The organism is Saccharothrix sp. NRRL B-16348 (assembly GCF_001280085.1).
GTDB lineage: Bacteria > Actinomycetota > Actinomycetes > Mycobacteriales > Pseudonocardiaceae > Actinosynnema.
On record NZ_LGED01000243.1, the window covers coordinates 34,371 to 53,964 of the forward strand.

Consider the following 19,594-nt stretch of genomic DNA (forward strand, 5'->3'; position numbering starts at 1 on the left):
CCCGTCCCCGTCGAAGAGGTGAATCCCCTGTACACACTTGCCGTCTGGTGCCCTGACTGGCCGGTGGTCGCGGCTTCCGCCGAGGCCGCCCTCCCGCCGCACGTGCCCGCCGCAGTCGTCGGATCGGGTGAAGTCGTCGCCTGTTCGGCGGTCGCGCGCGCCGAGGGGGTGCGGCGCGGGATGCGTCGGCGCGCGGCCCAGGGGCAGTGTCCCGAGCTGGCCGTCTTCGAGTACGACGAGGTGCGCGACGCCCGCCTCTTCGAGCCGGTCGCGGCGGCGGTGGAGGAGCTCGCGCCCGGGATCGAGGTGGTCCGGCCGGGGCTGGTGGTCGTCGCCGCCCAAGGGCCGGTCGGGTACTTCAAGTCCGCCGAGTCCGCCGCCGAGCGCCTGGTCGACCACATCGCGGTGCACGCAGGCGTCGAGGCGCAGGTCGGGTTCGCCGACGGGCTGTTCGCGTCGACCCTGGCCGCGCACCGCGGGCTGATCGTGCCGCCGGGCCGGACCCGGGAGTTCCTGGCGCCGCTGGGCATCCACGAGCTCGACCAACCCGCCGAACGCCGGGAGGACCGGGCCGCGCTGGTCGACCTGCTCCGCCGCCTCGGCCTGCGCACCCTGGGCGCGTTCGCCGCCGTGCCCGAGCGCGACGTCGCCACCCGCTTCGGCCGCGCCGCCGTGCTGGCCCACCGGCTGGCCGCCGGGCTGGAGGAACGTCCCCGGTCACGCCGCCGCCCACCGCCCGAGCTGTCGGTCACCCGGGAACTCGACCCGCCGATCGACCGGGTCGACGCGGCGGCGTTCGCGGCCAAGGGCCTCGCCGAACGCCTGCACGTGGGCCTCGCCGACCGGGGCTTGGCCTGCACCCGCCTCGGCATCCGGGCCACCACCGAGAACGGCGAGGAGCTGCACCGGCTGTGGCGCTGCGCCGAGCCGCTCACCCCGCAGGGCATCGCCGACCGCGTCCGCTGGCAGCTCGACGGCTGGCTCACCCGCGCCCGGCTCACCTCCGGCATCCACCTGCTGCGCCTCGACCCCGAAGAGGTGGTCGACGCCACCGCGCTGCAACTGGGCCTGTGGCCGGGCGCGGGACAGGACCAGGGCGAGGCGGCCGAACGCGCGGCGCGCGCGATGGTGCACGTCCAGGGCCTGCTCGGGCCGGACGCCGTGCTCACGCCCGTGCTCGGCGGTGGGCGCGGGCCGGTCGAGCGGGTGCGGCTGGTGCCGTGGGGCGACGAGCGCACCCCGGCGGCGGACCCGGACCAGCCGTGGCCGGGGCAGCTGCCGGGACCGTCGCCCGCGACGGTGTTCACCGAACCCGAACCGGTCGCGCTGCTGGACTCCTCGGGCGCGGACGTCGTGGTCACCGGCTACGCCGAGCTGGTCGTGCGGCCGCACCGGATCGTGCACGGCGGCCGGGCGCGGCAGGTCGTGGCGTGGTCGGGGCCGTGGCCGGTGGACGAGCGCTGGTGGGACGCGGAGACCGCGATGCGCGGTGCACGACTGCAAGTGCTGGGAACCGCGGCGGACGGCGAGGAACTCGCGTTCCTGCTGATCCGCACGGGCGGCAAGTGGGCGGTGGAAGGGGTGTACGACTGATGAGCGGTGACTTCTCCGAACCGGATCGCCGAGGTCTGGCCGAGTGGCTGGCCGACCACGCCGTGCCGGAGCAGCGCGGCGGACCGGCCTACGTGGTGAGCTTCGGCTGGCTGCCGGCCCGGCTGCCACCGGCGGCGCCGTCGATCCCGGCGCCCCGGCGGGCACTCGACGACCAGCTCCGCCGGGACGACTCGCGCTGATGGGCTGGAACAACCCGCCGGTCCGGTGGTCGGAGCTGGAACGCGCGCTGTCGGGCAAGCCACCGGTGCCCGACGGCGGCGACGGCCCGGCGTGGACGCGCCACCGTGACCGCTACGAGGCGCCATCCGACTTCGCGGTCAAGGTGGACGACCTCGGGTCGACCCGCGCCCGCGTGCCGTACGTCGAGCTGCACTGCCACTCCAACTTCAGCTTCCTCGACGGCGCCAGCCACCCCGAGGAGCTGGTGGAGGCGGCGCAGCAGCTCGGGCTGGACGGGGTGGCGTTGACCGACCACGACGGCATGTACGGCGTGGTGCGGTTCGCCGAGGCCGCCAAGGAACTCGGCGTACGCACGGTGTTCGGCACGGAGCTGAGCCTCGGGTTGTCCGCGCCGCAGAACGGCGAGCCGGACCCGGAGGGCGAGCACCTGCTCCTGCTGGCCACCAACCGCGACGGCTACCACGCGTTGTGCCGCACGATCACCACCGGTCAGCTCGCGGACGGCAGCGAGAAGGGACGGCCGGTGTACCAGGTGGAGGAGGTCGTCGCGGACACCCGGGACGACTGCGTCGTGCTCACCGGCTGCCGCAAGGGCGCGGTGCGGCGGGCGTTGGCGCGGGAAGGGCCGGAGGCGGCGTTCGCGCAGCTGCGGAGGCTGGTCGACCTGTACGGGGCGGACCGGGTGTTCGTGGAGCTGACCGACCACGGCTACCCCGAGGACGGGCCGCGCAACGACCTGCTGTGGGGCATGGCGCACGACCTGGGGCTGCCGACCGTGGCGACGAACGCCGTGCACTACGCGGTGCCCGCACGGGGTCGGCTGGCGGCGACGATGGCGGCGGTGCGGGCGCGGCGCAGCCTGGACGAGATGGCGGGCTGGCTGCCGCCCGGCCGCACGGCGTGCCTGCGGTCGGGGGAGGAGATGGCCCGCCGGTTCGCCCGGTTCCCCGGCGCGGTGCACCGTTCGGCCGTGCTCGGGCTGCAGTGCCAGTTCGACCTCAAGCTGATCGCGCCGGAACTGCCGCCGTTCGACGTGCCGCCGGGGCACGACGAGAACAGCTACCTGCGTGAGCTGACCTACGACGGCGCGGCCCGCCGGTACCGCTCGATCGGCGAGAACCCCAGGGCGTACCAGCAGATCGAGCACGAGTTGAAGGTCATCGAGGACCTGAAGTTCCCCGGCTACTTCCTCGTCGTGCACGACATCGTCTCGTTCTGCCGGCGCAACGACATCCTCTGCCAGGGCCGGGGGTCGGCCGCGAACTCCGCGGTCTGCTACGCCCTGGGCATCACCAACGTCGACGCCGTCCGCTTCGACCTCCTCTTCGAACGATTCCTGGCGCCTGCCCGCGACGGCCCTCCCGACATCGACCTCGACATCGAGTCCGACCGCCGTGAGGAGGCCATCCAGTACGTCTACCGCAAGTACGGCAGACGGCACGCCGCCCAGGTCGCCAACGTCATCAGCTACCGCGGCCGGTCGGCGATCCGGGACGTGGCGCGGGCGCTCGGCTACTCGGTCGGCCAGCAGGACGCGTGGAGCAAGCAGATCGACCGCTGGGGCCCGTTGCGGTCCACAGTGGACGAAGGCGGCATCCCGGGTCCGGTGCTGGAGCTCGCCGCCGAGCTGGAGAACTTCCCGCGGCACCTGGGCATCCACTCCGGCGGCATGGTCATCTGCGACCGTCCGGTCAGCGAGGTGTGCCCGGTCGAGAAGGGCCGGATGACCGACCGCACGGTGTTGCAGTGGGACAAGGACGACTGCGCCTCCATCGGGTTGGTCAAGTTCGACCTGCTCGGCCTGGGCATGCTCTCGGCGTTGCACTACGCCATCGACCTGGTGCGCGAGCACGAGGGCGTCGAGGTCGACATCGGCAACCTCGACCTGGACGACCAGCGCGTCTACGAGATGTTGCAGCGCGCCGACTCGGTGGGCGTGTTCCAGGTGGAGAGCCGCGCCCAGATGGCGACCCTGCCCCGGCTCAAGCCGCGGACGTTCTACGACCTGGTGGTGGAGGTCGCGCTGATCCGCCCCGGCCCGATCCAGGGCGGCTCGGTGCACCCCTACATCCGCCGCCGCAACGGCAAGGAGCAGTGGGACTACGACCACCCCCTGTTGGCGGGCGCGCTCAAGAAGACCCTCGGCGTGCCGCTGTTCCAGGAGCAGCTCATGCAGATCGCCGTCGACGTGGCCGACTTCACCCCCGCTGAAGCCGACGAACTGCGGCGTGCCATGGGCGCGAAACGTTCGACGCACCGCATGGAACGTCTGCGGGAGCGCTTCTACGAGGGCGCCAAGGCCAACGGCATCGGTCACGAGCTGGCGGAGAAGATCTACGCGAAGCTGTTGGCGTTCGCCAACTTCGGCTTCCCGGAGAGCCACGCGCTCAGCTTCGCGCACCTCGTGTTCGTCAGCGCCTGGTTCAAGCTCTACCACCCTGCCGCGTTCTGCGCGGCGTTGCTGCGCGCTCAGCCCATGGGCTTCTACTCCCCTCAGTCGTTGGTCGCGGACGCCCGTCGTCACGGCGTGCGCGTGCTGGGTCCGGACGTGAACGCCAGCCTCCCGCACGCCACCCTCGAGCTGGTGGACGGCGAGCAGGCCGTGCGCATCGGCCTGGGCGGCATCCGGACGATCGGCCAGAAGGTCGCCGAAGACGTTGTCGCACAACGGGAGCCGGGCCCGTTCCGGGACATGGCGGACTTCGGTGCTCGCGTACGGCTGACCACGACCCAGGTGGAGGCCATGGCCACGGCGGGCGCGTTCGGCTGCTTCGGCCTGGACCGACGTGCCGCGCTGTGGTCGGCGGGAGCCGTGGCGAGGATCCGACCCGACCGCCTGCCGGGAACCGTGGTCGGCACCGAGGCCCCCGCCCTGCCCGGCATGGACGAGGTAGAGCTGGCGGTCGCCGACGTCTGGGCGATGGGCTTGTCCCCGGACAGCTTCCCCACCGAATTCGTCCGCGACCGGCTGACCGCCCTGGGCGCCCTGCCCACCGCCGACTTGGCCAAGGTCCCCAACGGCACCAGGGTGCTGATCGGCGGCGCGGTAACCCACCGACAACGCCCCGGCACCGCAGGCGGCGTCACCTTCCTCAACATCGAAGACGAGACCGGAATGGTCAACGTCGTCTGCACCACGGGCCTGTGGGCCCGCTACCGCAAAATCGCCCGAACGAGCCCCGCTTTGCTGGTCCGAGGAGTGGTCGAGTCCGCAGAAGGCGTGATCAGCATTCGCGCGGAGCGGCTGCAACAACTGGACCTGCGCATCCCCTCCCGATCCCGAGACTTCCGCTGACCCCACCACCCCACTGCCATGGGATCGCCAGCGGACGCTGGTGACGCCCACCGGTGTCAAGCCACGCCGGTGCCGCGGGAAAGCCCACGGCCACACTCACCGCCACCGCCCACCCTGGTGCCGCCTCGCCGCCGCGCACCACAAACGCATACATACCGCCACCCAACGGACCCGGAAACCGCCGAGGCCCCTTATCCAGCGGAACCCGCAACGGACCCGGAACCAGTCGCCGGTCACTCACCCAATGGCCGCACAACGGACCCGCAACCGCCGCATGGTCACCGCCCCAACCGGCCGCACAACGGACCCGCAGCCGATGCACCTAGGCCCGATTTGACATGGGTTCGGGTGCCTTAGGCTGGTCGAAGCCGGGCAGGCTTGGCGGACGCTCTTCCCGCCAGGCCTGCCCGGCTTTGGCCTGCCCGTAAGGGCCCCATGTCAAATCGAGCCGGACCCGAGCGGATAGTGGACAGAAGTGTCGCCCACGCCCAACCAGCACAGCGCCCAACAGCGATGACGACCCGCCGTGCCTTTCCCAGTTGCCGCCCCAGGCCTCAGGAAGTCTCCGCCCTGCTGTACGTCGTGAACACGACACCCGTGTCGAAGATTCTGGTCGACGCCTTGCCGAACCGCGCAGTCGGGAAGTCGCCGGCGAAAAGGGGGATGCCCTTGCCCAACACGATCGGGTGGATTTTGAGGATCAGTTCATCGATCTCGGGCAGCAGGGTGGCGGCCAACCTGCCCCCACCGCACAGCCAGATGCCCAGGTCGCCCGACTCTTCCTTCAGCTCACGCACCTTGGCCAGTGGGTCCGCCACTACCTGCACGTCATCGGGGGTGGTGCTCAGCCTCGTCGACACCACGTACTGGCGTAGATGTGGATAGGGACTCGGCAGACCACCTGGCACTTGATAGGTGGCGCGGCCCATGAGGATCGTGTCGAAGTGCTGGTTCGGCGCGTCGACGCCCATGGTGTCGCGGATCTGCGCCGGCAGCGTGTCGGGGTACTCCTCGACAATCGCGGTCATGTGGTCGCCTTCGAACAGGAAATCGCCGAAACCGCCCTTCGGGTCGGCGATGAAGCCGTCGAGCGAGGTCGCGACGAAGTAGGTCAGGGTTCGCATGGTGGATCTCCTTGGATTCTCGGACGGGGTTCCAGCAACCCGCTGCACCAACCACTCCGACTGTAGTACTATGGCTGGAGTGGTTGTCAAGGAGGGATCTTGGTACGTAACCCGAACAGGCGTACAGCGCTGGTCGACGCGGCGATCGAGGTGTTGGCGAGAGAGGGTGCCCGAGGTCTGACGTTCCGTGCCGTGGACGAGGAGGCGGGGGTGCCCAACGGCACCGCGTCGAACTACTTCGCCAATCGCGACGACTTGCTGCGGCAGGTCGGCGAGCGTGTCCACGTCCGAGTGACCCCGGACGCGCAGCGACTGGCCAAGACGATGGAGGCACCACCGGACAAGAGCCTCGTGGTGCGCCTGCTGCAGGAACTGCTGGAACGCCTCCAAGTCGACCGCACGGGCTACCTGGCCCTGCTGGAGCTGAGACTGGAGGCCACCAGACGTCCCGAACTCCGGGCCGCGCTGACGAAGACGATCAGCGAGAACCTGGAGCAGAACGTCCGGTTCCACCTGGACGCGGGCCTACCCGGCGACCGCACCACGGTGGTGTCGCTCTACCTGGCGATGAGCGGGCTGATGGTGGAGCACCTGACCCTGCCCGACGTGCTGCCGGAACACGAGATGACGGAGGTGATCACAGCACTGGTCGAGCGGACCTAGCCCACCCGACCAGCCCCACCCGACCAACCCCACCCGACCCAGGTCACCGGTCCAGCGGGCCGCCGATGATCGTCATCGCCACGAAGATCACGGCGAACCCGAGACCGGAGTACAGCAGCGCGTCCACGCTCCGCCCCCGGATCGCGATCAGCCCTGCCTGCTCGTCGGTCACCAGCACCCGCAGCAGCGCCGCGATCAGCAGCGCGATGCCGATCAGCACCGCACCCTGCCGCCAGTGGTACTGGACGATTCGCACGAGACCGAGCCCGACGACCACGAGCACCAGCGCGAACGGCAGGTGCTTGCCCGCCGCGGACCGCCAGCGCTGCTCCGGCAACAACTCCACCGCTTCCCGCCTCAGGCCGTGCGCTCGGCTGCCTCGACCGTGTTGGTCAGCAGCATCGCAATGGTCATCGGACCCGCGCCACCCGGGATCGGCGCGAGGAAACCCGCCACCTCGGCCACGGACGGGTGCACGTCGCCCACCAGCCCGGCCTCGGTGCGCGTGATGCCGACGTCGACCACGGCCGCGCCGGGCTTCACCATGTCCGCGGTGATCAGGCCGGGGCTGCCGGCGCCCGCGACGACGATGTCCGCCCGCCGCACCTCGGCGGCCAGGTCCTTGGTGCCGGTGTGGCACAACGTCACGGTGGCGTTCTCGGAACGCCTGGTCAGCAGCAACCCGATCGGGCGGCCGACCGTCACGCCCCGACCCACGACGGTGACGTTCGCGCCTGACAGCGGCACGTCGTAGCGGCGCAGGAGTTCCACCACGCCACGCGGCGTGGCGGGCAGCGGGGCCTCGTCGCCGAGCACCAGCTTGCCCAGGTTCACGGGGTGCAGCCCGTCACCGTCCTTGCGCGGGTCGATGCGCTCCAGGATCGGGTTCGGGTCGAGGTGCTTGGGCAGCGGCAACTGCACGATGTACGCGGTGCACGCGGGGTCGGCGTTCAGCTCGTCGATGACCTCTTCGAGCTGCGCCTGCGTGGTGTCCGCGGGCAGGTCGCGGCGGATCGAGGTGATGCCGACCTTCTCGCACGCCAGGTGCTTGCCCCGCACGTACGAGTGCGAGCCCGGGTCGTCACCGACCAGCACGGTGGCCAGCCCCGGCGTCACCCCCCGCTCGCGCAACGCGCCGACCCGCGCCCGCAGGTCTTCGAAGATCGCGTCCCGGGTGGCCCTGCCGTTGAGGATCGTCGCAGTCACGTGCCTCATCCTCTCATCACCGCCGGCCGGGCAACGCGGCGACCACCACGGCGAGCAGCGTCAACGCCGTGCCGACCAGCGCGAGCACGGACACGTGCTCACCTGCGGCGGGAGCGACGACGTCCACCGCGAGCGCGCCGACGAGCTGGCCGGCGACCTGGCACAGACCGACGAGCAGCACACCGAGCCACCGCACCGCCAGCACGGCCGAGCCGATGGTCACGACGCCGAGCGCGCCACCCGCGTAGAACCACGGTTCGGTCGGCGCGGCCGTGGGCAGCCCGCGGATCGCCACGTCGACCGCGCACACGACCAGCAGCACCGCGGTCCCGGTGCCGAAGTTGACCAGCGTGGTGACGCGCGTGCTCCGCGCCGCCTCGCGCACCAGCCCGTTCACCGCCTGCTGCCAGCCGAGCCCGAACCCGCCCAACGCGGGCAGCAGCGCCAGCCACAACGCCGACGGGTCACCGGCCTCGTCCGACACGGCCACCGCGACCGCCACCACGGCCAACGCCGCACCGGCCACGCGCGGCCACGTCAACGCCACCCGACCGGCCGGCCCGATCCCGGCCCGGTCCACCAGCAGGCTGCTCACCGCCTGCGCGCCCACCGCCGCCACGGTGAACACCGCCACGCCGAGCGCCGCGACCGTCAACCCCTGCGTGGACACGAAGAACGCGCCGCACGCCCCGCCGACGCACTGCCACCAACGGATCCGCCCGTCCCGCAGCGACGACCACAGCCGGCCCAGCCCGGCCCGCCCGGACGCCGTCGTCGGCACGCCGAGCAGCAACAACGCGAACCCGCCGCCGAACGACACCAGCGCGGCCAGGAACCCGTCGCCGAACACGTGCCCCAACTCGCCGTTCAACCGTCCCTGCACGGCCAAGAACGCCCCACCCACGAACGCGAGCAGCGCGCCGATCAGCCGAGCCCGATCACCCAACCGGCACTGCCTTCCGCTCGCGCACCCGGCTCGCCAGGAACGCGCCGATCAACGCCGCCGCCGTGCTCGCACCGGCCGCCGCGGCGGGCCCGAAGTGGTCCAGCAACGACCCGGCCACCGGCAGCGCCAACGCCGAGCCCGCCGTGGTGAACGTGCCCATCCAGCCGAACGCCTCGGCCTTGCGGTCGTCCGGCGCGAGCCCGCTGATCCGCTGGTTGTTGGCCGCGATGGCGGGCGCGATCGCCATGCCGCCCACCCCCAGCACCGCACCGATCAACCACGCCGACGACGGGTCGAGCACGGGCGGCAGCACCAGCACCAGCGGCGCCACGCCCAACGCCATCAACAGCATCCGCCGGGTGAACCGGGCCTGCCCGACGAGCCCGCCCGCGATCAACCCGCCGACCACCGACCCGACGCCCCACACCGCCGTCAGCACACCGGCCATCGCGGGTCTGCCCAGGTCACGCGCCCACGCGATGATCACCATGTCGACGGACACCAGGGACGCCACCAGGAACAGCGCCGTCAACAACGCCAACGCCAGCGAACGGTCGCGCAGCAGCGTCCGCCCGCCGCGCCTGGCCTCACGCGCCACCGGCCGGTCCAGCCCCGCCCGCCGCAGCGCGGCGCCGAAGCCGAGCGCGCCGAGCACCGCCAGCGCACCGCACAGCCAGAGCGCGACCTGCGCGTTCCACACCGCCACCACGGTGGCCGCCAACGCCGGCCCGACGATGTACATGACCTCCTGCATGGACGCCTCGACGGTGAACACCGCCGACTGCGCGGGCCCCGTCGCCAGGCGCGGGAAGCTCGCCCGGCTCATCGCCGTCACCGGCGGCGTGGACAGCCCGGTCAGGAACGCCACCACCACCGCCAACGGCCACGCCGAGCCGGGCGTGACGGCGGGCAGCACGCCCAGCACCGCGATGCCCACGCCGTAACCCGAAGCCGTGACCAGCAGCAACCGCCCGGCCGGGCTCCGGTCCGCGGCACGGCCACGCAGCGGCCCCGCGACACCCATGCCCAACGTCAACGCCCCGCCGACCACGCCCGCCAACGCGTACGACCCGGTCCACCCGGCGATCAGGAACGACACCGCCAGCGGCGTCGCGGGCAGGTGGATGCGGCCGACCATCGACCACAGCAGCAGCCACGGCAGGTGCGGTATCGCGGCGAGTTCACGGTACGGACGGAGCACGGTGTGACACTCTGCCCGGCCGCACCGACAATCCGGTGCCGAATATCCGCGGGAACCCGTGGGCCTCGGTTAGCGTCAGCACCTCTGGAGAGCGCAGACGAGGGGACCGCTGTGACCGATCCGACCGGACGACGCGCCGAGCTGGAGGCGCGGAACGCGGCCATGCGCGAGCAGGTCGACTCCCTCTTGGGGGAGCTGCGGAAGAAGACCGACGAGCTGCGCGAGACGCAGGCGCAGGCCATGGCGATCACGGCGACCGCGGTGTCCAAGGACGGCGCCGTGCGCGCCACCGTCGACTCCGCGGGCGCGTTGACCTCCCTGGAGTTCTCCGCGAACGCGTTCGAGCGCACCACCCCGGACAAGTTGGCGCGACTCACCGCCGAGACCGTGCAGCAGGCCGTGGCCAAGGCCAGGACCGAGCTGAACGAGGTGCTGGCGCACGCGCAGGAGGGGCCCAGCATCGACCTGTCGGAGATGCTGCCCGGCGTGCCGTCGCTGGCCGACCTCATCCCGCAGCCGCCCGTCGTGCCGCAGCCGTCGACGCGGCCGCGTCGTCCCGCGCCGCCGTCGGACGATGACGACGGCAGCAGCATCATGGACAGGAGTGGCTGGTGACCGGGTTCGATGTCAGCGTGTCCGGCCTGCGCCGAGGCGCGGGTCAGTTCGGTGCGGCGGGTGACTCGCTCGGCGGCGTGCTGCAGGCGTTGAGCTCGGCGTTGCAGGCCGAGGGCCAGTGCTGGGGCGGTGACGAGTCCGGGCAGGCGTTCGCCAAGCAGTACGTGCCGAACTCGCAGGCGACGTTGGAGGCCTTCGGCAACCTCGCCCAGGCCCTGGCCGACATCCGCACCGGCGTCGAGCAGACCGCCGATGCCTACGAGGGATCCGACCAGGGCAACGCGACCGGGATCTCCCGGACTTACTGAGGGGCACTGCGGTGGGCATCGAGATCCCGAGCGAAGTCACCTGGCTCTTCCCGATCGTGGTCGGGCAGAGCTGGCCGGAGGGTGACGAGACGGCGCTTCGGCGGATGGCCGACGCCTACCGCACGGCCGCGCAAGGCGTGAAGTCGGTCATCGACGAGGGCAACGGCGCGGCGTCCAGCGTGTACGCGAGCCAGACCGGCGAGGCCGTCAAGGCGTTCGAGGAGTACTGGAAGAAGTTCTCCGACGGTGACGACTCCTACCTGCCGAAGCTGCAGAAGATCTGCGAGCAGTTGGCGGAGAGCTGCGACAACACCGCGTTGGAGGTGGAGTACACCAAGCTGTCGATCATCGCGTCGCTGATCGCGCTGGCGATCGAGATCGCGGCGCTGATCGCCGCGGCGTTCGGCACGTTCGGCGCGACCACCGCGGGCATCCCGATCGCGCAGCAGGCGACGCGGCTGATCGTGCAGTTCACGTTCCGGCAGCTGATCATCGCGATCCTCAAGGAGGTCGCGATCTCGGTCGGCATCGACGCGGCCATCCAGGCGATCCAGGTGGCGCGCGGCGACCGCGAGTCGTGGGACTGGGGCAAGACCACCGAGGCGGCGGTGTCGGGCGCGGTGTCCGGGCTGGTCGGCGGTGTGTCGGGCGGGCTGAAGTTCGAGGGCGGCGGGCTGGCCGGGCAGGTGGCGGTCGGCGCGACGCGCGGTGCGGTCGAGGGCGCGGTGTCCACGGTGGGCACGGCGGCCGTGATGGGGCAGGACATCTCGGCGCGGGACGTGCTGATGGGCGCGTCGGCCGGTGCGGTGTCCGGTGGGATCGGTGGGGCGAAGGACGGGATCTCCGTCGAGCCGCCGCGGATCAACGCCGGCGGACCGGACGGCGGGCCGCCGAACCTCGGGCCCACGCCGGGCGGCGTTCCCGGTGGTGCGCCCGGCGGTGCGCCGAGTGGGCCGCCGGTGAACCGTGACGGCTTGAACCGGCCGCCTGCCGGGACGACCGCGACGTCGTCCGTGGCCGCGCCGCCCGCGCCCGGTCCGAGGGTGAGCGCGCCGCCTTCGGTGAGCGGTGATTCTTCTCCCGGTGGTGCTCCGGCGCCTTCGGCGTTCGGCGGTGCTCCGGGCGGGACGTCCGGGCGGGGCGGCGCGTCGGTGCCGACGTCGCCCGGTGGTGGTGGGACTGGACCTTCCATCGGCAGCCGGCTCGGCGGGACGGCTCCCAGCGGTCCGACGCCGGGTGGTTCGGCCGGCGGCTCGACTGGTGGTTCGGCTGGTGGTCCGGCTCCCAGCGCGGCGCCGAGTTCGACTCCGGGTGCCGCCGGTGCGCGGATGCCGGTCGGTGGGCAGGCTTTCGCGCCGGGCACGGCTGGTGGGTCGGCGTTCACGCCGGGCACGGCTGGTGGTGCGCCGAACGGTGCGAGCGCGGCTCCGGCCGCGACGCCTCCGGGTGCGTCTGCCGCGTCTGGTCTCCGGCCGGGTGGGGCGATGCCCGGTGGTCCCGCGGCTGGTGGGGCTGTGCCGGGTGGTTCTTCGTTCGGTGGGGCCGGTGGGCCGGTTCACAGCGGGACGGCCGGTGGTGCGACGCCTGGTGCGGGTATGCCGGGGGTTGGTGCGCCGGGTAGCGGTGCGCCGGGCGGTGCCACGCCTGGCGGGTCGGCGTTCGGCGGTTCGACGCCGGGTGGTGCCACGCCGGGTGGTGCGGTTCCTGGTGGGGCTGTCCCCGGTGGTGCGACGCCTGGCGGGTCGTTGCCCGGTGGCTCGACGGCGGGCGGTCCGACGCCTGGCGGTGGGATGCCCGGTGGTGTGACCGCCGGTGGGCCTGTGCCGGGCGGTGCCACGCCTGGTGGGTCGGTGTCCGGCGGTGCGGTGCCGGGTGGTGCGACTGCCGGCGGGCCTTTGCCTGGTGGAGCTGTGCCGGGTGGTGCGACGCCCGGTGGGCCGGTGCCCGGCGGTTCGGTTCCGGGTGGGCCGGTTGCCGGTGGGCCGACGCCTGGCGCGATTCCAGGTGGGGCTGTGCCCGGTAGCGCGGTGCCTGGTGGGTCGATGCCCGGTGGTGGCGTTCCTGGTGGTCCCGCTGCTGGTGGGTCGGTGCCGGGTGGTGCCCCTGTTGGTGGGGCGATGACCGGCGGGCCTGTTGCCGGCGGTGTGATCGCGGGCGGGATGCCGCTTGGCGGGGCGATGCCCGGTGGGGCTGCTCCGGGCGGGTCGGTGCCTGGTGGGCCCGCGTCGGGTGGGTCGGTGCCTGCGGGTGGGCCTACGCCTGGATCCGCGCCTTCGAGCTCTGCGCCTTCAGGTTCCGCGCCTTCGACTTCCGCTCCTGCGGGGTCTGCGCCTTCGAGTTCTGCGCCGTCCGGGTCCGCTCCTTCGGGTGCTGCGCCGGCAGGCGGTAGTGGCGGGCCGGCGGCTGGTGCTGCTCCTGCGGCGGGGGCTGGGACTCCTGCGGCCGGGGCTCCGATGGCGGGTGCGGCCGGTGGTGTCGCGCCTCCCGCTGGTGGTGCGCCTGGTGGTGGGCGTGGGTCTGCTGCGCCTGCGGCCAGTGGCTTCGCGGCCGATCCCTCCGCTCCTCCCGCGTCTTCCGGTGCCGCTTCCGGCCGGGAGCAGAACGTGCGCGGGACCGACGCCGTCAGCGCGAGTTCCCTGACCGGGATGCCGGTTCACCCGTCGCCCGCGACCAGTCCCGTCTCCATGCCTGAACAGCGTGGGCCCGCGTCGACCGCGCCGCCGCAAACGTCCGCGCCGCAGCCCGGTGGTTTCGGACCGCAACCTGGTGGACCCGCGCCCGCCGGTCCGCAGACCGGGGCTGGGACTCCTTCCCGGCCGGAGGCTTCGGCACCGGCTCCGGCGCGTGGTCCGGAACCGGCGGCACGTTCGGCCCAGCCGCAGACAGCACCGCCGTCGACCGCTCCGCCGACCACACCTCAGCCGCCGACGACTCCGAGCCGCACCGACGGGCCCGCTCCCGCCGCCCGCGGCACGGACGGCCCGACGCCGTCCACCGACAGCCCCGCGCCGTCCACAGACGCGCCGAAGTCGGACAGCGCACCGGTCGACACCACGCCGGCCGACACCACAGGCACCACGGACACCCCCGACAGCACCAACACCACGCCTGACGCTGACAGCGCCGAGACGCCGAGCGACCTGGTCGGCGAGTCCGGCGACGAGCACACCCCGGCGTCCAGCCACGAGTGGCCCGCCGAGACCGACGCCAAGACCGAAACCGGGCCCGACAGCGACACCAAGACCGAGCCCGACGCCGGCGCGGACCCGTTCCCCGAGAAGAACGTCTGGAACCAGCCCGCGGGCGTCGTCCCCGGCTTCTCCCAGGACGGCCCGTACATCCCCGTCCACGAGAGCACCGGCCCCACGGACCAGTCCGTCGGCACGTACGACCAACGCGTCGCCTCACTCATCGAGCCGACCTACCAGCCCTACGGCCCGTACGGCGACTTCCAGTCGTTCCGCGACGCCCACTCCAAGCCCGACGGCAGCATCGACTGGCCGCCGAACCAGGGCGCGGACGGCCCGCGGGTCGTCGTGGAACTGCCCGCGGGCACCGTGCTCGACCGCTTCGGCAGCCCCAACGGCGACTTCCTCTCCCCGCTGCGCCCGGACGGCCAGGCCTACGGGTTCGGCGAGCGCGCGATCATGCCGGACAGCCTCGGCAAGGGCTACCACGTCTACGTCCTGGACGCCCCGCTCACCGTCGAGCTGGCCCCGGTCGCGCCCGCCTTCGACCAGAACGGCGGCGCGCGCCAGCTCCAGCCCGTCCTCGACGGCGCGCTCGCCGACCCGTCCACGGGCAAGATGAGCGTCCAACGCCTGATCGACCTGGGCGTCCTGCACGAGGTCGACGTGCCACCGGCCGACGGTCGCGTGCTGCCGCCCGACTTCGGCACGTTCGACAGCGACGGCAACGTCCGCACCCCCGACCCGGTGACGGTGGCCGACGCGCAGAACGGCGCGTTCGACAACCACACCCCGGCCGACCCGCCCGCGACCCTCATCCCGAACCCGGACCTCGGGCCGGTCGCGCACCAGGGGCCGATCCCGATCGGCGAGGTGTCCCAGCGCGTCGACCAGGCGATCCGCAACAGCCAGGTCACCGACTCGGGCGTCGCGCTGCACACCGAGGACCGCCTGCGCGACCTGTCGAGCCGCATCCCGGCCAACGGCGACCACGTCGTCCTCGACATCCACACGGACGGCGACGGCGTCCGCATCGGCGACACGCACTACACCCGCGCCGAGCTGGTCCAGCTGATCAACAACCACCCGGACCTCGCCGACCGGCCGATCATGTTCGTCGGCTGCGACGCGGCCACGGGCGGCGACAACAGCCTGGCCGCGCACGTCGCCCGCGAGACGGGCCAGCGGGTCATCGCGCCGGACAACCTGGCCTGGTCCGACCGGGACGGCAATGTCTACGCCGGCTCGCCGAACGAGGCGGGCACCGGCCCGAAGCTCCCGCCCGACGGCGGCTGGCACGCGTTCGAGCCCGACGGCACGCACGCCCCGACCGGCGAGAACGGCATGCCGCCCGGCCACGAGCCCAAGGGCGACCTGGCGACCGACGGCCAGGAGCACCGGGGCCGGCTCGACATCGAGCCGCAGGTCCAGCAGCCGTGGACGGCGCCCGAGACGACGCACGAGCAGCAGGTCCGGCTGCGCGACGACCAGTCGTTCTTCCACAGCGGCCAGGACCTGCCGCGGGACACCCGGATCGCGATCCAGGGCGAGGACGGCAACGTCCGCACCGTCGTGCACGTGGACGCGGACGGCAACGTCCACGTCGATGCCATCGCCCCGAACACCCGCCACGGCGACAACCCGGAGGTCCGGCACCCCGCGCCGAACGCCCACTACCGCGTCGAGCTGGGCCACCGGCACGACGTGTTCGTGGCCAACGCCGACGGCACCCGCCAGACCACCCAGGACACCCTCAAGATCGGCGACCGGACCGTCACCGTCGACCGCGCGGTGATCATCGAGCCGATCCCCGAGCCCGCGAACGGTCGCCAGACGATCGACCGCGACCACCCGCTGGCGCCGCGGCCGGACGAGGCGTTCACCGCGCGCACCGACCTCCCGCCGAACACGCGGATGGAGGTCCACGACACCGAGGGCACGTACCGCGGCACGGTGCAGACCGACGCGGACGGCAAGCCGAGGTGGGTGGCCGCGCCCGACTACCTGTCGACCGACGTCCGCAACCCCGAGGTCCAGCACCCCTCGCAGGGCACGAACTACAACATCGACCGCGGCCCGCTGCACCAGGAGTTCACCACCGACGCGGAGGGCCACCCGCAGCACGCGGTCGAGCGCACCGAGCCGACCACGACGAGGCAGGCGCCGGTCACCGACCTCAGGCAGGGCGAGCCGTTCAGCCGGCCCGGCCAGGTGCACGACCCCAGCACCGAGTACCTGGTCACCGACGAGCACGGCCAGCGCCGCGGCCGGTTCCTCACCGACGAGTCGGGTCACGTGGTGTTCGAGGACACCCACTCGGGCCAGCGCAGCCGGGTCAACGCCGAGATCACCCAGGCGCCGTCGCACGCTCAGGTGACGTCCGACGGCTTCTACGGCCTCGGCAAGGCCGAGAACCCCGTGCCGACCTGGCCGACGCCCGCCAACGGCGAGGTGAGGCTGGCGATGCAGCGCACCAAGACCGACGACGGCTACGTGTACTCGGTGAACGTCGTCAGCGGCGACACCAGCGGCTGGACGCCGGAGCAGCGCACCGCGGTGACGAGACCGTTCGGCAACGCCGACCCGTTCGCCGGTCGCGCCGACCTGCCGCCGGGAACCCGGTTCGTGCTGGACGACCACAAGAAGCAGGGCTACGGCACGTTCCAGACCGACCAGGGCGGCGCGGCCTCGCACGTGCACACGTTCCGGCCGTTCAGCCCGGACCTGAACAACCCGCTGCCCAACGCGGTGCTGGTCGCCGACAACGACGCGTGGCGCGGTCGCACGAACGGCGACGGCGAGACGGTCGCGACGACCGGCCGGCCCGACCTGAAGTCCGGTGGCGCGATCCGGCGCGACGGCAGCGCCCAGGGCGACGTCGGCACCCACGGCGAGGTCGACGCGGACGGCAGGAAGCTGTCCGACGGCGGGCACCACCAGGGCAACGAGACCGGCGGCCCCGGCGAGGCGGCGAACCAGTCGAGCCAGCAGCGCGACCAGAACCAGGGCAACGAGCGCCCGGCGTTCGTCACCGCCGAGACGTGGCACCGGATGGAGCGGGACCGCGCGAAGTTCATAAAGTCCGGCGGTACCGTCGAGATGATCGACACGTTTGCCCTGCGCGACCCGCTGCAACGCCACCCGCACACCTACCAGACGCGGTGGCGTGTGACGCTCGCCGACGGCACGACCGAGATCTACGTCAGGAGCTACCCGAATGAGCACAACGCAGCCCTCTGGCCGGCCGAGTTCTGAGCAGCGCCACGACGAGCTGCTCCAGCACATCGGCGGCATGCTGCTGGACGCTGCTCCGGACGGCTTCCGGCGGATCGACCTGCTGGTGCGGATGACCGTGGCCGTGCAGGACGCGACGCTGAAGGTCTACATGCCCGACCGCACCACCCCCGAGGTGATGCCGCCGGAAGGGCTGAACGCCGCGTTTCAGGAGATGCGGCAGGTGCTGTACCAGCCGGGCCGCGGCACGTGGTTCTCCGCGCGCTGCGTGGTGAACGCGCCGGTCCGCATCGACATCACCTACAACTTCGACCACGACCCGCGGTTCGAGCCACCCGTGCCCGCCGCGGACTTCGCCCGTGACCTCCAGGCGTTCCCCCGCGACGAGGCCTTCATCCCCGACTGGCTGCGCGCGAAGCTGGTCGAGGCGGCCGCCGGCGCCAAGGAAGCAAGTACCGAGGAGCAGAACGCATGACCGCACCGCAGTTGGACGTCGAGGACCAGAACGCGATCCTCGGCTCCGTCACCACCCTGCTGGTGCAGCGCCTGCCCGGCGACTGGGAGCAGCTGTTCGTCGACTTCCGCATGACGGGCCGCCACCTGGAGACGCAGGTCTCCGGGCTGACCATGTACGGCTCGTCGTTCGACTGGGAGCTGCCGCCGGAGGCGCTGCCGTTCTTCGTGCAGCTGCGCGACGGCATGGCGCGGCCGGGGCACGGCACGTGGTTCACGCTGAAGTTCCACCTCGTGCACCCCGACACGTACTCGGCCGAGTTCGACCGGGACGCCGAGCCGGACTGGACGCAGCCGCCCGCGCCGGAGCACTACGCCGAGGAGCTGGAGCTCTACCCGCGCGACGACGACGCGATCCCGGCGTGGCTGCGGGAACGCGCGGGCCTCGGTCCGGCGCGGAGCGCGGTGATCGCCGCGCCGCTGTTCGACGGGCCCGACCCGGCGGCGCACGACCGGCCGGCGGTGCACCCGCAGGAGCTGGACGACGTGCTGGCCTACCTGGAGAACGCGCCGGTCGTGCTGGCCGCGCGCTCCTACGGCCCGGACGCGCTCAAGCCGGACGCGACGCCGTCCGTGCCGCTGACCTTCCACACCGACGGCACGTGGGTGTGGCCCGGCGGGGTGGCGTACTACCTGCGCAACCACCACGTGCCGCCGGTGCCGCAGCTCGTGCAGCACATCCGGGACAACGCTTACGCCGTGCCGCCGGTCGACCCGGAGGCCGAGAAAGCGGCCGCCGCGGTGGCCACCGGGCAGGCCGAGGGCGCGCCGCTGCCCGAGCACGAGCCGCGCGTGATCACCGAGGTCGACCGGCGCGCGCTCGACCACCTGAAGGAGCGGCTGGACCACTTCGGGGTCGACGCGTCCGAGTACGGGATCGTCGAGCCGAAGCCCGACGCGTTCGTCCTCGAACCCGCGCCCGGCCGGTCCGGCTGGCAGGTCCAGTTCTGGGACGCGAGCCGCGGCCCGCACGGTCGGCCGCGCGTCTACGAGCACGCGGTGGACGCGGCGAAGGTGCTGCTGGCGGAGCTGCTGTGGCGGGCCGACCTGGACCGCACGCGTGCGGCGGCGGACACGGGCGCGCTCGTGCTGCCGGTCGCGGACATCCAGCCGATGCCCGACGAGCCGCCGTTGTCGTTGTTCCGCGATCGGGAGAACGTGGTCATCCCGGTCGGTGCCGAACTCGACCGGTTCGGCGCGGAGCTGGGCAACCTCGTCTACGCGTCCGGGACCATGTTCGGCCACCGATCGTTGCCACCGGATTGGCTGAACCGTCGCTACCACGTGTACCGGGTGCAGAAGCCGGTGCCCGCGCTGAAGGGCGTCGCGGTGCCGTGGTTCGGGCAGGCCGGCGGTGGCACGGGGTACTTCCTGGCCTCCTCGGTGCGTGATCTGCTGGCCGACGGGAGCCTGGTCGAGGTGGCCGCGGCGGCGATCCAGCAACCGCCACCGGGCGTCTAGGCACGGTCGCGTGGCGTCATTACTCCGTTCGGCTCAGCGGGGTCCC

Annotated in this window: 14 protein-coding genes and 1 pseudogene; 10 read left to right on the forward strand and 5 right to left on the reverse strand. The window is 72.5% G+C overall.

Translation table 11 applies throughout. The features are described 5' to 3' along the window. Positions 1 to 18 precede the first annotated feature (18 nt). From ADK67_RS38895 to ADK67_RS38905, 3 genes are read left to right on the forward strand one after another with little or no spacing between them, the layout of a single operon-like run. Positions 19 to 1,593, forward strand: coding sequence for a Y-family DNA polymerase (locus tag ADK67_RS38895; RefSeq protein ID WP_157621367.1), 1,575 nt, complete (start codon positions 19 to 21; stop codon positions 1,591 to 1,593). Further along, the gene (locus tag ADK67_RS38900) at positions 1,593 to 1,793 is read left to right on the forward strand and encodes a hypothetical protein (protein ID WP_053721591.1); all 201 of its coding nucleotides are present in this window, start codon (positions 1,593 to 1,595) and stop codon (positions 1,791 to 1,793) included. Before ADK67_RS38895 ends, ADK67_RS38900 begins: the two co-directional genes overlap by 1 nt. Then, positions 1,793 to 5,089: an error-prone DNA polymerase gene (locus tag ADK67_RS38905; protein ID WP_053721592.1), complete on the forward strand. Its 3,297-nt coding sequence runs from the start codon at positions 1,793 to 1,795 to the stop codon at positions 5,087 to 5,089. Before ADK67_RS38900 ends, ADK67_RS38905 begins: the two co-directional genes overlap by 1 nt. Positions 5,090 to 5,643: 554 nt before the next feature. On the opposite strand, the gene ADK67_RS38910 is transcribed toward ADK67_RS38905, so the two are convergent. Then, entirely contained in the window at positions 5,644 to 6,213 is a 570-nt protein-coding gene (locus ADK67_RS38910) for a dihydrofolate reductase family protein (RefSeq protein ID WP_053721593.1), read from the reverse strand. A gap of 99 nt (positions 6,214 to 6,312) precedes the next feature. Between ADK67_RS38910 and ADK67_RS38915 the strand changes: the two genes are divergently transcribed. Beyond that, positions 6,313 to 6,876: a TetR/AcrR family transcriptional regulator gene (locus ADK67_RS38915; protein ID WP_053721594.1), complete on the forward strand. Its 564-nt coding sequence runs from the start codon at positions 6,313 to 6,315 to the stop codon at positions 6,874 to 6,876. A gap of 43 nt (positions 6,877 to 6,919) precedes the next feature. Here the strand turns inward: ADK67_RS38915 and ADK67_RS38920 are convergent, their stop codons facing one another. Genes ADK67_RS38920 through ADK67_RS38935 form a run of 4 tightly spaced genes read right to left on the reverse strand, consistent with a single transcriptional unit; the run spans position 6,920 to position 10,229 of the window. Then, complete coding sequence (locus tag ADK67_RS38920; RefSeq protein ID WP_082404469.1) at positions 6,920 to 7,213, reverse strand: DUF3017 domain-containing protein; 294 nt, start codon at positions 7,211 to 7,213, stop codon at positions 6,920 to 6,922. A 20-nt stretch (positions 7,214 to 7,233) separates the two neighbouring features. Then, positions 7,234 to 8,082 (reverse strand): bifunctional methylenetetrahydrofolate dehydrogenase/methenyltetrahydrofolate cyclohydrolase, encoded by an 849-nt coding sequence (locus tag ADK67_RS38925; protein WP_053721596.1) that lies wholly within the window; start codon positions 8,080 to 8,082, stop codon positions 7,234 to 7,236. Positions 8,083 to 8,098: 16 nt separating this feature from the next. Next, the gene (locus tag ADK67_RS38930) at positions 8,099 to 9,028 is read right to left on the reverse strand and encodes a DMT family transporter (protein WP_053721597.1); all 930 of its coding nucleotides are present in this window, start codon (positions 9,026 to 9,028) and stop codon (positions 8,099 to 8,101) included. Beyond that, on the reverse strand, positions 9,021 to 10,229 hold the full coding sequence (locus tag ADK67_RS38935; RefSeq protein WP_053721598.1) for an MFS transporter: 1,209 nt from the start codon (positions 10,227 to 10,229) through the stop codon (positions 9,021 to 9,023). Before ADK67_RS38935 ends, ADK67_RS38930 begins: the two co-directional genes overlap by 8 nt. Before the next feature lie 111 nt (positions 10,230 to 10,340). Here ADK67_RS38935 and ADK67_RS38940 point away from each other — a divergent pair, with 111 nt between their 5' ends. The 6 genes and pseudogenes from ADK67_RS38940 to ADK67_RS38970 all read left to right on the forward strand — a co-directional run bounded on the left by ADK67_RS38940 (position 10,341) and on the right by ADK67_RS38970 (position 19,548). Continuing rightward, positions 10,341 to 10,844 (forward strand): YbaB/EbfC family nucleoid-associated protein, encoded by a 504-nt coding sequence (locus tag ADK67_RS38940; RefSeq protein WP_053721599.1) that lies wholly within the window; start codon positions 10,341 to 10,343, stop codon positions 10,842 to 10,844. After that, positions 10,841 to 11,152 carry a WXG100 family type VII secretion target gene (locus ADK67_RS38945; protein ID WP_053721600.1) on the forward strand — a complete coding sequence of 104 codons (312 nt, stop codon included), beginning with the start codon at positions 10,841 to 10,843 and terminating at the stop codon, positions 11,150 to 11,152. Before ADK67_RS38940 ends, ADK67_RS38945 begins: the two co-directional genes overlap by 4 nt. A 56-nt stretch (positions 11,153 to 11,208) precedes the next feature. Beyond that, a pseudogene (locus ADK67_RS55505) lies at positions 11,209 to 11,553 on the forward strand (WXG100-like domain-containing protein); the annotation flags it as partial. Positions 11,554 to 13,836: 2,283 nt separating this feature from the next. Beyond that, positions 13,837 to 17,595 carry a glycohydrolase toxin TNT-related protein gene (locus ADK67_RS38960; protein WP_197289825.1) on the forward strand — a complete coding sequence of 1,253 codons (3,759 nt, stop codon included), beginning with the start codon at positions 13,837 to 13,839 and terminating at the stop codon, positions 17,593 to 17,595. Next, positions 17,558 to 18,049, forward strand: coding sequence for a hypothetical protein (locus tag ADK67_RS38965; protein WP_053721604.1), 492 nt, complete (start codon positions 17,558 to 17,560; stop codon positions 18,047 to 18,049). The genes ADK67_RS38960 and ADK67_RS38965 overlap by 38 nt, the downstream gene beginning before the upstream one ends. Continuing rightward, positions 18,046 to 19,548 (forward strand): TNT domain-containing protein, encoded by a 1,503-nt coding sequence (locus ADK67_RS38970; RefSeq protein WP_053721605.1) that lies wholly within the window; start codon positions 18,046 to 18,048, stop codon positions 19,546 to 19,548. Before ADK67_RS38965 ends, ADK67_RS38970 begins: the two co-directional genes overlap by 4 nt. The last annotated feature ends 46 nt before the right edge of the window (positions 19,549 to 19,594 follow it).

What these genes read in the sequence shown, in the direction of transcription:
- ADK67_RS38900 (WP_053721591.1), top strand. Translation starts at nt 1,593, where the DNA reads ATGAGCGGTGACTTCTCCGAACCGGATCGCCGAGGTCTGGCCGAGTGG.
- ADK67_RS38905 (WP_053721592.1), top strand. Translation starts at nt 1,793, where the DNA reads ATGGGCTGGAACAACCCGCCGGTCCGGTGGTCGGAGCTGGAACGCGCG.
- ADK67_RS38910 (WP_053721593.1), bottom strand. Translation starts at nt 6,213, where the DNA reads ATGCGAACCCTGACCTACTTCGTCGCGACCTCGCTCGACGGCTTCATC.
- ADK67_RS38960 (WP_197289825.1), top strand. Translation starts at nt 13,837, where the DNA reads ATGCCTGAACAGCGTGGGCCCGCGTCGACCGCGCCGCCGCAAACGTCC.
- ADK67_RS38965 (WP_053721604.1), top strand. Translation starts at nt 17,558, where the DNA reads ATGAGCACAACGCAGCCCTCTGGCCGGCCGAGTTCTGAGCAGCGCCAC.
- ADK67_RS38970 (WP_053721605.1), top strand. Translation starts at nt 18,046, where the DNA reads ATGACCGCACCGCAGTTGGACGTCGAGGACCAGAACGCGATCCTCGGC.